This window comes from Muribacter muris (genome assembly GCF_004569585.1).
Lineage (GTDB): Bacteria > Pseudomonadota > Gammaproteobacteria > Enterobacterales > Pasteurellaceae > Muribacter > Muribacter muris.
In genome coordinates this window covers 14,136-27,175 of the sequence record NZ_SPPA01000015.1, presented here as the reverse complement: position 1 = coordinate 27,175, position 13,040 = coordinate 14,136, and the positions used below count along the sequence as shown (strand labels likewise).

General features: G+C 43.1%; 12 protein-coding genes. 7 read left to right on the top strand and 5 right to left on the bottom strand.

The annotated features are described in order from the left end of the window. Position 1 precedes the first annotated feature (1 nt). The 3 genes from E4T80_RS07505 to E4T80_RS07495 are packed head-to-tail and all read left to right on the top strand — an operon-like array spanning position 2 to position 2,864. A complete protein-coding gene (locus E4T80_RS07505; protein ID WP_135056821.1) occupies positions 2 to 1,180 on the top strand; it encodes a hypothetical protein in 1,179 nt (392 codons plus the stop codon). Further along, the gene (locus E4T80_RS07500) at positions 1,180 to 2,064 is read left to right on the top strand and encodes a glycosyltransferase family 2 protein (RefSeq protein WP_135056818.1); all 885 of its coding nucleotides are present in this window, start codon (positions 1,180 to 1,182) and stop codon (positions 2,062 to 2,064) included. The genes E4T80_RS07505 and E4T80_RS07500 overlap by 1 nt, the downstream gene beginning before the upstream one ends. Further along, a complete protein-coding gene (locus E4T80_RS07495) occupies positions 2,064 to 2,864 on the top strand; it encodes a glycosyltransferase family 2 protein (protein ID WP_167740705.1) in 801 nt (266 codons plus the stop codon). The genes E4T80_RS07500 and E4T80_RS07495 overlap by 1 nt, the downstream gene beginning before the upstream one ends. Before the next feature lie 24 nt (positions 2,865 to 2,888). Here E4T80_RS07495 and E4T80_RS07490 read toward each other — a convergent pair whose 3' ends face one another. Beyond that, positions 2,889 to 3,434: a carboxymuconolactone decarboxylase family protein gene (locus E4T80_RS07490; protein WP_135056816.1), complete on the bottom strand. Its 546-nt coding sequence runs from the start codon at positions 3,432 to 3,434 to the stop codon at positions 2,889 to 2,891. Between the two features lie 103 nt (positions 3,435 to 3,537). Between E4T80_RS07490 and E4T80_RS07485 the strand changes: the two genes are divergently transcribed. Beyond that, complete coding sequence (locus E4T80_RS07485; RefSeq protein WP_135056813.1) at positions 3,538 to 4,134, top strand: Maf family protein; 597 nt, start codon at positions 3,538 to 3,540, stop codon at positions 4,132 to 4,134. Positions 4,135 to 4,450: 316 nt separating this feature from the next. On the opposite strand, the gene recQ is transcribed toward E4T80_RS07485, so the two are convergent. From recQ to lexA, 3 genes are all read right to left on the bottom strand, one after another. After that, on the bottom strand, positions 4,451 to 6,265 hold the full coding sequence (gene recQ, locus E4T80_RS07480) for an ATP-dependent DNA helicase RecQ (protein ID WP_135056810.1): 1,815 nt from the start codon (positions 6,263 to 6,265) through the stop codon (positions 4,451 to 4,453). Next, on the bottom strand, positions 6,265 to 6,573 hold the full coding sequence (gene cyaY / locus E4T80_RS07475; protein ID WP_135056808.1) for an iron donor protein CyaY: 309 nt from the start codon (positions 6,571 to 6,573) through the stop codon (positions 6,265 to 6,267). Before cyaY ends, recQ begins: the two co-directional genes overlap by 1 nt. 192 nt (positions 6,574 to 6,765) lie before the next feature. After that, positions 6,766 to 7,395, bottom strand: a complete 630-nt coding sequence (lexA, locus tag E4T80_RS07470) for a transcriptional repressor LexA (protein WP_135056805.1) — start codon at positions 7,393 to 7,395, stop codon at positions 6,766 to 6,768. 145 nt (positions 7,396 to 7,540) lie between these two features. Between lexA and plsB the strand changes: the two genes are divergently transcribed. Then, on the top strand, positions 7,541 to 10,015 hold the full coding sequence (plsB, locus tag E4T80_RS07465) for a glycerol-3-phosphate 1-O-acyltransferase PlsB (protein WP_135056803.1): 2,475 nt from the start codon (positions 7,541 to 7,543) through the stop codon (positions 10,013 to 10,015). A 52-nt stretch (positions 10,016 to 10,067) separates the two neighbouring features. On the opposite strand, the gene E4T80_RS07460 is transcribed toward plsB, so the two are convergent. Next, a complete protein-coding gene (locus tag E4T80_RS07460; RefSeq protein WP_135056800.1) occupies positions 10,068 to 10,628 on the bottom strand; it encodes a YtfJ family protein in 561 nt (186 codons plus the stop codon). Positions 10,629 to 10,867: 239 nt separating this feature from the next. Between E4T80_RS07460 and yajC the strand changes: the two genes are divergently transcribed. After that, the gene (gene yajC / locus E4T80_RS07455; RefSeq protein ID WP_047977059.1) at positions 10,868 to 11,161 is read left to right on the top strand and encodes a preprotein translocase subunit YajC; all 294 of its coding nucleotides are present in this window, start codon (positions 10,868 to 10,870) and stop codon (positions 11,159 to 11,161) included. Positions 11,162 to 11,189: 28 nt separating this feature from the next. Beyond that, complete coding sequence (secD, locus tag E4T80_RS07450; RefSeq protein WP_135056798.1) at positions 11,190 to 13,034, top strand: protein translocase subunit SecD; 1,845 nt, start codon at positions 11,190 to 11,192, stop codon at positions 13,032 to 13,034. Positions 13,035 to 13,040 lie beyond the last annotated feature (6 nt).

Here is a 13,040-nt window from a genome sequence, read left to right as displayed (position 1 = left end):
AATGTCTGCGATTCTTAATTTATTTTATCTTTACGATCCTTGGCTATTCCATTTCTTGAGAATGGCATTTTTGGCAGGCGGAATCTCTCTTTTGATGCTGATTTATAAGGGTTATAAACAGCCGCTTAAACGGGAAATTTTCCTGCCGATAGACAGCTTAATCGCAATTATAGGGTTAATTATCGTAAGTGCACTCCCAATGTTACTACATCAAACCTATGATTTTTCTGTAACAATAATGTATGTTAAAACCTTATTACTCTTTTTATTAGGCATTGGTTTATTTCATTATCTATATTATCCGAATAATCAACAACTATTTTTAAGAGATCTTAAAATCGGTATCCTTATTCAGTTTTCCATTGGGCTATTAGCCTTATTTGGTGTCTCATTTATTATTGACTTCGCATTATCTACCAATGTGGTATTACCACGCTTTTACGGTTCGGAACAAGAATATCGTCTATATAATATTACTTCATCGGCATTCTTTCAGCTAAGTCTATTTTATATTTTCTTGTTTCACTTTATATTGGCATATAATGAAAAGCATAATAACATCCACTCTATTTTTATTTTTTTAATATTATGTATCGGTTTAATTTCCGGCAGAAGTTTTCTGATATTATCGCTTATAAGTATCATTCTCTATTTTAAATGGCGTTACGTTCCAATACTCTTATTATTTATAGCAATCTGTCTATTTTTAGCAACACAATTTACCGAGCATAAATATGTCGAACATGCGTTAGAACCGCTTATTAATTTAATCTACGGCAAAGGTAGTGTTAGCTCTTCTACGGATACCCTCGTACAGAAACACCTTTTTATCCCAACGATTAAACAAATATTAATTGGAGATGGCTACTATTTTGCAGTTCAAGGAGGCTATTATGGCGGTACAGATTCCGGTTTTTTACGGCAGCTATTATATGGCGGCATTGGCTATTTAATAGCTTGCGCTATGTTTACTTTTTACTTTATCTATCGCCTGGCTCAAAATTGGTTTGATGGAAGTTGGAAATTTATTCTATCCACATTTGCATTATTTACGATTTTAAATATAAAAGCCGATACTTATGCTTTCCCCGGTATTATGTTGGTATTGCTAATGTTTTTATCACTATTTGGGCGAAATGGTAAATATATCCTTCTATTTCAATCGCAAGGACATAAATAATGTTTAGTATTATTGTGCCATCTTATAATCGTAAGGAAGAAATTCCTTATTTATTAGAGAGTTTATTACATCAAACAGTCTATAATTTTGAAGTTATTATTATTGATGATTTTTCCGAAGTACCGGTAGACATTCATCATTTTTATCCTTTTCCCGTAAATATTATTCGGAATAGCGAAAATAAAGGGGCTGCAGAAAGCCGAAATATTGGTGTACGCTATGCCAAAAATGACTGGTTATTATTTTTAGATGACGATGATCGTTTTTTAGTGGACAAATGTGAATTATTAGAAAAGACTATTCAAAGCTACCCAGAGATCAATTTTATTTATCATCCCGCAGAATGTATGATGATTAATGAGCATTTTTCTTATTTCACCCGTCCATTTAAAAATGAAAAAGAGATCACGCTTGAAGGAATTTTAAAAGCAAATAAAGTCGGCGGTATGCCAATGATCGCAATTAAAAAAGTCTTTTTTGAAAAACTAAAAGGCTTATCTAGCGATTTATTATCGCTGGAAGATTATGAATTTGTATTAAAAGCTATTTCAGATGAAGAATTTAACCCCAAATATATTGATAAAGCCTTAACAAAATGTGCATTTCATACCCAACGAGCAAGTGTCTCAACTAATACAGCTAATACGGAGCGTGCCATCGAGCTTATCAGACAAAAATACGTCAAAACGGCTGAACAAGCTAAATATTTTGAATTTAATTCATTATATATGTTGGCTTATCCGCATATAATGAATTTATCTCGTCGTGCAGCCCGTTTTTATTTAAAAATGGGCTGGCAAAGTAAAAAGATAAAATATTTTATTATTGCGTTCATCACCTTTATTTCGCCGAAATTGGCTATCAATCTTAAGAGATTTATCTAATGAAATTTTCCGTGTTAATGTCCCTGTATATAAAAGAAAATCCGCAATTCTTACGGGAATGTTTTGAAAGTCTATTAGCTCAAACAGTACAAGCCGACGAAATTGTATTAGTGTTTGACGGCAAATTAACCGATGAATTAGAACACGTTGTGCAAACTTTTACCGACAAGCTACCGCTTGTTATCGTCCGTTTACCGCAAAATCAAGGGCTAGGCAAAGCGCTGAATATCGGTTTAATTCACTGCCAAAATGAGTGGGTATGCCGAATGGATACCGATGACATTTGTGTACCGACACGCTTTGAAAAGCAGGTTGCCTTTATCAAAGCCAATCCTGAAACTGTAATTTTTGGTGGACAAATTGCCGAATTTGGTCGAAATAAAGAAGATATTGTCGGTTATCGGGAAGTGCCTACATCGAACGATGAAATTATCAAATTCACCCGCAAACGTTGCCCGTTTAATCATATGACAGTTGCTTACCAAAAATCAGCAGTCCTTGAAGCCGGCGGTTATCAGGATTTGCAGGAAGATTATTATCTGTGGATAAAATTGATCGCCTCTGGTAAAAAAGCGGCAAATTTGCCGGATATTTTAGTGTATGCACGGGTCGGTAACGGTATGGTCGCACGGCGCAGCGGACTGAATCAAGCTAAAGCGGAATGGCGTCTGTTCAAACTCAAACGCCATACGGGCTTACAAGGCTTATTAGACGGCTTGGCTATTTTTTTAATGCGGGCTATTCCTCGTCTATTACCTGTCAGCCTACTAAGCCGTCTCTACCAATTAACCCGCCGATAATTTGTCCTTACTCAAAGAGCGTAACTAGGCATAGTCTTGCAGTTCAGGGTTAATCGGCGTATTGGCGATATTATTTGCATAATTGCACAGCGTAGCCAAACTCACCCCTAAAATAACATCAAGGGCATTTTGTTGCGTATAACCAGCAGCAAAGAACTCATTTAATTGGGCTTGGCTGAGCTTCGCTTTTTGCAATATCACCGCAAGGGTGAAGCGTGCTAAAGTATCCAATTTCAAATCACTCTCAATACGAGCAGTCGCCCGTAAGGCTTGCACAATATCTTGAGGTATTTGCAACTGTCTTAATGAAATTTTGGTATGCCCTGCCACACAGAAACCGCAACCATTTACCACCGCAGCGGTAATTTGTACGACTTCCCGTTCTGTCGGCGTTAAGCTATTGCGTCCGTTGATCGCCCCTACCGTCCGATAAGTCTCTAAGGCAGTCGGTGCATTTGCTAATACCCCAATTAAATTAGGAATAAAACCGTTTGTAGTTTGAACCGCTTCAAGCGCCTCTTTTGCTTCCTGTGGCGCAGTCTCTAGAGTATGAATCTGAAAATTAGACATTGTATTTACCTCTTTTGTTTAGAATGGTGCTATCATAAAAAATCTAATATTAATATCAACGATTAAAAAATCATCTTATATAACAAAAAATTATGGAGAAAAGATGGTGAATACACTTTACCTTGCTTCAAATAGCCCACGCCGTTGGGAATTACTGCAAAACCTCGGGTTAAATGTACTTCGTATTGAAAGCGAAGTGGATGAAACCCCTTTTACCAATGAAGACGCCAAAGCCTACTGTTTACGCATAGCATTAAGTAAAAATAAAGCAGCACAAGCGGTACTTTCTCAGCAAAACCTTGCAAATCACCCAATCCTAACCGCCGATACTACCGTATCTATTGACGGGAAAATATTAGGCAAACCGAAAGATCACGAAGATGCCTTTACAATGCTGAAACAGCTCTCCAGGCGTACCCATCAAGTATTTACCGCTATTTGTGTAAGCAATGGCAACCAGCTCTCTTCTTGTGTGCAGACCAGCGAAGTAACCTTTAAAACACTAAGCGATGACGATATTCACGCCTACATTGCCAGCGGAGAGCCGATGGACAAAGCCGGTGCTTACGGGATTCAAAAACTAGGAGGTATTTTTGTTCAACATCTTTCCGGTAGCTTTACCGGTGTGATGGGGCTACCGATTTATGAAACAGCCGAATTACTGCAGCAATATGGCGTGAAAGTCTGGGCAAATAGCTGATATAGGCAGATAATCTGTCTTTTTGGCAGGCAAACTACAACTAGCATGGTATTAACGTAGGAACGCTAACAGTATGCTTTCTATCATAAGTCAAATTCAAGCTCATACAAGGGCTGCCGCTCTCATAGCAAATCTCACTATTATATAACAGATTAAATGATTACTCGTAGGAAGGGGAGCAGTGCTTAATCGTTTAATAAGGCTTTAAAATTATATTATGAAGAATACTAGATACGACACCAACCAATAACATTGAAATACTATTCTTTGTGCATTTGGCTACATATGCAAAAAATGCACTAAAACCGACCGCTTGTTAATGTCGAGCCCGTTGATGTTCTTGAATTAGAGATAAAAATGCACCGCCGAACCGTTCTAATTTACGCTCGCCGACCCCGTTAATATCCAGCATTTCCGCTGCCGTTGTCGGCAAAAATTCAGCCATTTCCTGCAAGGTCGCATCGTTAAATACCACATAAGGCGGAATATTCTCTTTATCAGCAATCTGCTTACGCAGAAAACGCAGGCGGGCAAACAGATCTTTATCGTAACGTTTTGCCGATTGCTGTTTTTGCAGATAGGCAGTGCCGGACAGAGCAAGCCGTGGCTGGGCAAGTTCAAGGGCAATTTCCGAACGTAGCACGGGACGGGCTTTTTCCGTCAATTGTAAGGCGGAATAATTAACAATATTTTGGTTAATCAAGCCGAGATGAATCAGCTGACGAATCACACTGATCCAATATTCCGCCGATTTTTCTTTGCCGATACCGTAAACAGAGAGTTGATCGTGCTGTAATTCACGGATTTTTTGGTGATTTAATCCGCGTAATACCGCAACAATATGGTGTAGCCCAAACCGCTGTCCGGTGCGGTAAATCACCGACATCACTTTTTGCGCATCAATTAAGCCGTCATATTTTTTCGGCGGGTTTAAGCAAATATCGCAGTTTTCACACGGTTTTTGGCGGGATTCGCCGAAATAGTTGAGTAAAACCAAGCGTCTGCAAGTTTGAGATTCGGCAAAAGCGCCGATCGCCTGTAATTTATGTTGCTCAATTTGGCGTTGCTCCGTTTCGGGCTTTTCAAGTAAAACCTTATGCAGCCAGCCGTAATCGCTCGGATCGTAAAAAAGCACCGCCTCAGACGGTAGATCGTCCCGTCCCGCTCGCCCTGTTTCTTGATAATAGGCTTCAATACTGCGGGGTAAATCAAAATGTACCACGAAACGCACGTTCGACTTGTTGATCCCCATTCCAAAAGCTACGGTGGCAACCACAATTTGAATATTATCCCGTTGAAACGCATTTTGGACGGTCTCTCGCTGTCCAACCGTCATTCCGGCGTGATAACCCATCACGGCAAAGCGGCGTGCTGCAAGTTTTTCGCTGATCTCTTCCACTTTCTTACGGCTGTTACAATAGATAATCCCACTCTTGCCCTGTTGGCTTTGGAGAAATTTAATCAGCTGCTCTATCGGCTTAAATTTTTCCTGAATGGTGTAGCGAATGTTAGGGCGATCAAAACTGCCCAAGTAACAATGGGGATTTTGCAGCTGTAAATGCTGGATAATATCCGCCCTTGTGGTCGGATCCGCCGTAGCCGTTAGTGCCACAAGCGGTATGTTGGGAAAGGTTTTTCGCAAACCGCCCAGCAGTGTATATTCAGGGCGGAAATCGTGGCCCCATTGTGAAACGCAGTGGGCTTCATCGACCGCAATTAAACTAATATGGCAGTGAGACACCAGCTGAAAAAAGCTATGGGTCATTACTTTTTCAGGCGAGAGATAAAGCAGCTTCAACTGACCTGAAATCGCTCTCTGTTCAATCCGTTGCTGTTCTTCAAGGCTTTGGCTGGAATTGAGATAACCCGCTTCGACACCATTGGCAAGCAGTTGATCTACCTGATCTTTCATCAACGAAATCAACGGCGAAATTACCAAGGTCAGCCCCGGCAAGCAAAGTGCAGGCACTTGATAACAGAGGGATTTTCCGCCCCCTGTTGTCATAATCACCAAGCAATCTTGACCTGCTAGCACAGCATCAATCACTTCCGATTGACCTTGCCTGAAAGATTGGTAGCCAAAAACGTTTTGCAGTACCGCTTTGGGATCAAGTAATGCGGAAAACGCCATTAGCTAAAGGAAACCGTTTCCCCGTGGCGTGCCATTGCCTCTTCTAAATGTTGCCAAAAAGAGCAGTTTTCCGCCGAAAGCCATTCACCGTCCCGATAGGCAAAATGGAAACCGCCGAGTTTACTCGCCAGCCATAACTCAAGCATTGCTTCTTGCTTGTTGATCACAATTTGCGAATCATCGTCAAAGGTAAGCGTCATCACCGCCCCTTGCACTTCGCAATCGACATCACAACCCTGTCTATCCAGCTCTTCCTCAATCCGCTCCCACACACTTTCGATTGCTTGATGAAATTCTGCTACGTTCATATTTGCCCTGTTATTCCTAGTAAAAAAGAAACCGCTATTTTGGGGCTTTCTACGACGGTTTTCAATCGGGATTTGTAAAAAATAAATGATAATTGACCGCTTGCGATAAGAAATACCTATTATAGCGGCGAAATAACATTTCAAGCAGTCATTTTAGAGTGCTTTCTGACAAATTAAAAATCGCTTTCAGGACTACATCCAAGCGTTACTACGGATCACACCTACTGCAATGCCTTCAATCTCAATAAAAGAGACTTCCGGATCGACAACAATGGGGCTAAGTTCGTCATTTTCAGGGTGTAGATAGACCAAGCCGCCTTTTTTCTCTAACCGTTTGACCGTTACTTCATCATCTACACGAGCCACGACCACTTGTCCATTACGGGCGACGTTAGTTTTATGCACTGCGAGCAAATCGCCGTCTAAAATGCCGATATTTTCCATTGAATTGCCGTTTACTCTCAGTAAATAATCGGCAGCCGGATTAAACATTTCCCCTTTAACCGGATAGTGATCTTCAATATGCTCTATCGCCTCAATCGGCGTACCGGCGGCAACTCTACCGATTAACGGCAAGCCTTCGTCATCATTAGCGGCATCGGTATCGACTAAAATCCGTATGCCTCGAGAAGTGCCGGAAAGCATTTCAATATAGCCTTTGCGAGCAAGTGCCTTGAGGTGTTCCTCGGCGGCATTCGGGGATTTAAAACCGATTTCACGCGCAATTTCAACCCGTGTCGGCGGCATTCCGGTCGTTTCAATATGATGTTTGACAAGATCGAAAATCTCTTGCTGACGTGCTGTCAGGTGCTGACGAGCCATAATTACCTCACTGTCTTTATATACAGAAATTTTTGGTATTATATACAGTAAAAACGGATTTGTAACTAACAAATTGGGATTTATTCCATAAATTTATGCTAAAATCGACAAATTCAACCATAATTATTCAAAAAGGATTTCTAAAATGTCCACCTTGTTGAATATCTACCGTAAAGCGTTAAATTTACCGCTTTCGTTGTTAGTCAAATCACGGGCGATCCCAACTGATCCGATTACGGAATTGGGGCTAAAACGGGAGCAGCCGATAGTCTATGTACTGCCCTATACCTCGCAGACGGATTTACTCATTCTGCAAAAAAATTGCTTAGCACAGGGTTTACCCGATCCCCTTGAACATAATGAAATTCAGGGGCAAAGCCTGCCACGTTTTGTCTTTTTGGACGAAGGTCGCCGTTTTTTTAAATCTAAAGGGGTAAAAAGCGAAACGGAATTGATTTTTTACCGTTATCTCGATCTTAACCGCCTTGATGACCAGTTGGATATTCAAGTTGTGCCGGTGTCGGTGCTATGGGGTAGAGCGCCGGGGAAAGAGAAAGGGCTACCGGTGTTACGTTTGTTAGGGCTGTTTCAACGTGTCATCACAATGATTTGGTTCGGACGGGATAACTTCGTCCGCTTCTCACAAGCGGTCTCTTTACGCTATATGGTTGCAAAATACGGTGCGGATAAAGGTATCGCCCAAAAATTAGCCCGTGTGGCAAAAATGCACTTTGCCAAGCAGCGTTATTCTGCAACAGGCCCTCGTCTGCCGGATCGTCAAGCAATGTTCAATAAATTATTACAATCACCGGCGATTTTAGCTGCAATTGAGGACGAGGCACAAAAACCAAAAAGCTCACCGGAAAAAGCCCGCAAAGCCGCAGAAAAAATCCTAGATGAAATTGCCGCTAATGTCCGCCACGAGAGCTTGCGTACCGCCGACCGAGTGCTGAGCTGGCTCTGGAATAAGCTCTATCAGGGCATCAATGTACAATATGCCGAACGGGTGCGTAAATTAGCGCTGGAAGGACACGAGCTGGTCTATGTGCCGTGCCACCGTAGCCATATGGACTACTTGTTATTGTCTTACATTTTATACCATCAAGGCTTAGTGCCACCACACATTGCGGCAGGCATTAACCTGAATTTCTGGCCTGCCGGCCCGATTTTTAGAAGTTGGGGCGCGTTTTTCCTACGCCGAACCTTTAAGGGCAATCGCTTATACTCCACCATTTTCCGTGAATATTTGGCGGAATTGTTTTACCGTGGCTATTCGGTGGAATATTTTATTGAGGGCGGACGTTCACGCACCGGCCGTTTGCTCGAACCGAAAACCGGGATGATGTCGATGACCCTCCAAGCCTTGCAGCGTGGGCTGAAACGCCCGATTAGCATTGTGCCGGTCTATATCGGCTATGAACACGTTTTAGAGGTGGACACCTACGCCAAAGAGCTACGGGGGGCGGAAAAAGAGAAAGAGAATGCCGGCTTAGTGTTGCGGGTGATTAAAAAATTGCGTAACTTAGGGCAAGGCTATGTGAATTTCGGTGAACCGATTTCGCTTAACCACTACCTCAATCAGCATTTTCCGGAATGGAAAGAGGCGGAAAGTGATAATGCCCGTCCAAAATGGTTGAACGGTGCAGTTGAATCCGTTGCCAAACAGGTAATGATCCATATCAATAATGCAGCGGCGGTAAATGCGAAAAATCTTATCGGCTCGGTGCTACTGGCTTCCCGCCAGCGCTCGCTGACACGAGAGCAGTTGTTAGAACAGGTGGAAAGCTATCTTCAACTCTTTCGGAATGTGCCTTATACGGCGGATATTACGCTGCCGAACGACAGTGCCGAAGCAATGCTGGATCACGTTATTCAACTTCCACGTTCCGGCGTGATCTCGGAAAAAGATAACTTCGGCGAGATTATTCGATTGGAACGCCAGTCGGCAGTGTTGATGACTTACTATCGCAATAATATTCAGCACCTCTTTGTCTTGCCGTCTTTGGTGGCAAATATTGTGCTGCATCACGAAGCAGTGTCAAAAGATTTGATCTTACAAAGCGTACAACGCATTTACCCGTTCTTGAAAGCCGAGCTATTTATCCATTTTGAAGCCGAACAAGTGCGTACGCATATTGAGGCAATTTTAGTCGAGTTCTGCCGTCAAAATCTGATTAAAAACAAGAGCGGAATGTTCGTCATCAATCGCCAACGGATCAGAACATTACAACTTCACGCCGCCAGTGTGAAAGAGCTGTTGCAACGCTACTATATCAGCTTGAGTATCTTAATGGAGCAACCGCAGATTGAGCGCAACGCTCTGGAAAAAGAGAGCCGTTCTATCGCTCAACGCCTTTCCGTATTACACGGCATTAACGCCCCTGAATTTTTCGATAAGGCACTCTTTTCGACGTTCAGTACCAGCTTAAAAGCACAGGGTTATTTTGATGAGCAGGGCAATACTGTTGTGGAAAAAATTCAAGCAACTGAGGAGCTGTTGCGTGGGCTGATTTCCCTTGATGTTCAGCATACTATTCAGGGTGCAATGGCAAAATTGGACGAAAATGAAAAAGCGGAAGACGAAAAGCCCGATACCGCTGACGACAAGCGGTCGGATTAGCGGGATTTTTTGTTAATTATCGCGGGCGGTGAGTTTTCAACGCCCGCATTTTTTAATTTTTGAGCAACTGTTTGACTAGCTCAATAACCTGCTTGGTTTGATCGGCAGACAGTTTCCCCTCGGCAACAAATTGCACCTTGCCTTGCTTATCCAATACGGCGATAAAACTCTCTTTCGCCTTGAGCTGCCACGCCTTTTTTACTTGGCTACTTTGGTCGAGAATGACTTGCGAATGCGGATTTTGGCGTTTACCGTCTTCCGCACTGTTTTTCACAAATAAACCGGTAGCGATAACCGCATCGTCAGCATTGATAATGGTGGTGGTTTGATAGTGATTTCGGTTAAAACCCGCAGCTTTAATTGCCGCCATCAAAGGCTGGTTTTTCTCTTTCACACTGCTTCTGCCGGCAAGATGATGCACCACCCGCACTTTACCTCTCAATTGAACGGACGACCACGGTTTATAGATAATTTCTTTATCTTCAATCATCAATTCACCGTCTTTGATTACCTTTGCACTCGGTAAGGGCGCATTGAGTTGCACATTGTGGGCAAACACGCTGTTTGCAAAAAAGAGACCGAAAAGCACCGCTTGTACGGAAAATTTTTTCATTTTTTATCCCTTATGGTTGAATTTAAGTATAAACGTAACAATATGTGTCATTCTATATGCAAAATGCTTGCCGAACAGAGCGGATCTGTGATTGTTATCAATTTCTGCTCGTTAAACGAGGGATTTTGTGCTATTTTATTGCTCGTTTTTCTGTTTAGAAACGGTAATTTTATTTGATGTTATCCTTTGTAGGATAATGTTAAAAAAATGTAATAACTTATTGATTTTAGGAGCTTTATATGCAACAAGGCAGCGGAATGGAAATGATCTTTATTTTGGTTGTTTTCGGTTTGATTTTCTATTTTATGATCTATCGCCCGCAGGCAAAACGCCAAAAACAACAACGTGAGTTACTTGCCAGCCTCTCAAAAGGTGATGAAGTACTGACAAGCGGTGGTTTAATCGGCAAAATTAGCAAAGTCGCCGCAGACAATGACAATATCGTTATTGCGTTAAACGATACGACCGAAGTAACAATCAAACGTGATTTCGTTGTGGCAGTGTTACCAAAAGGTTCACTCAAATCTCTTTAATTCTTTCCGTTAAGACAGGGGACTTATTGTGTTAAACCGTTTCCCGCTTTGGAAGAACCTAATGGTGATCTTCGTGATCGCCATTGGTGCTTTATACGCCCTTCCAAATTTATATGGTGAAGATCCTTCCGTGCAAATTTCAGGCACACGAGGACAACAAGCGTCCGCAGACACGCTCACCCAAGTTCAATCTGCACTCAAGGCGTTAAATATTACGCCGAAAGCCGCCAGCCTTGAAAACGGCTCGATTTTAGTTCGCTTGGAAAAAGACGAGCAGCAACTACCGGCAAAAGAAAAAATTGCCGAAGTATTAGGCGACGGCTATTCCGTAGCACTCAATCTTGCGCCGGCAACACCGCAATGGCTGACCTCAATCGGCGGCGAGCCGATGAAACGAGGCTTGGACTTGCGAGGTGGGGTTCGCTTCCTAATGGAAGTGGATATGAACACCGCAATGCAAAAGCAACAAGAACAGCTACAAGATACGTTACGCAACAATTTCCGCAAAGAGAAGTTGCAATATAAAGCGATCCGTAAAGGCGAAAATCACAGCACGGAAATTGAATTTGCCGATGCGCAAACCGCCGAAAAAGCGGTGCGTTACGTTCGCCGCAATCATACCACCCTAGAAGCCGCCTTTATTGAGCCGGCCTTAGTACGCTTCTCACCGTCTGCACAAGGCTTATCGGAATCCCGTGATATTGCGATTGAACAAAACTTATCCATTTTGCGTAAGCGTGTTGAAGAATTAGGCGTTTCCGAACCGATTATTCAACGCCAAGGGGCAGATCGGATCGTGGTCGAACTACCGGGGGTGCAAGATACCGCCCGTGCGAAAGAAATTCTCGGCGCAACAGCAACCTTAGAATTCCGTTTAGTCAATACCAATGCGAATGCCGAGCAGGCAAGTCGGGGGATTGTGCCGGCAGATTCCGAGTTAAAATCGGATCGTAGCGGCTATCCGGTTGTACTCTTCCGTAAGGCAGTATTGGGCGGCGAACATATTATCAATGCCACCTCCGGTACGGACGAGCGGGGATTACCGCAAGTCAGCATCACCCTTGACGCTGCCGGCGGCGATTTAATGGCAAATGCGACTAAAAGTGCAGTCGGCAAACCAATGGCAACCTTATACAGCGAGTTTAAAGATTCCGGTCGCCGAGATGCCAACGGCAAAGTTATTCTCGAAAAACACGAAGAAGTAATCAATGTGGCGACGATCAACTCCCGTTTGGGTAGCCATTTCCAAATCACCGGCATTAACAGCCCGGCGGAAGCGCAAAACCTCGCCGTGTTACTCCGCTCCGGTGCGTTGATTGCGCCTATCGTCATCGTGGAAGAACGTACTATCGGCGCATCATTAGGTGCAGATAATATTACACAGGGAATGGAAGCCGGCTTACTCGGCTTAGGTTTAACTATTCTCTTCTGCTTGGTCTATTATCGTGTATTCGGTCTATTCGCCAGCACTGCCCTGATTGCGAACCTGATTTTAACCGTTGGGTTGATGTCCTTAACTGGTGCAACGCTCACAATGCCGGGGATTGCCGGTATCGTATTAGCGGTGGGAATGTCGATTGATGCCAACGTACTGATCTACGAACGGATTAAGGAAGAATTACGCAACGGGCGTTCAATCCAACAGGCGATTCACGAAGGTTATAACGGCGCATTTTCCAGTATTTTCGACTCGAACCTCACGACCGTATTGGTCTCCTTGATTTTATACGCCGTCGGGACAGGGCCGGTAAAAGGCTTTGCCATTACCCTTGCGTTAGGGGTTATCGTCTCAATGTTCACTGCCATTACCGGCACACGTATGCTAGTAAACTGGGTCTATGGCGGTAAGCGCGTGAAAAAACTTTGGATTTAAGGACAA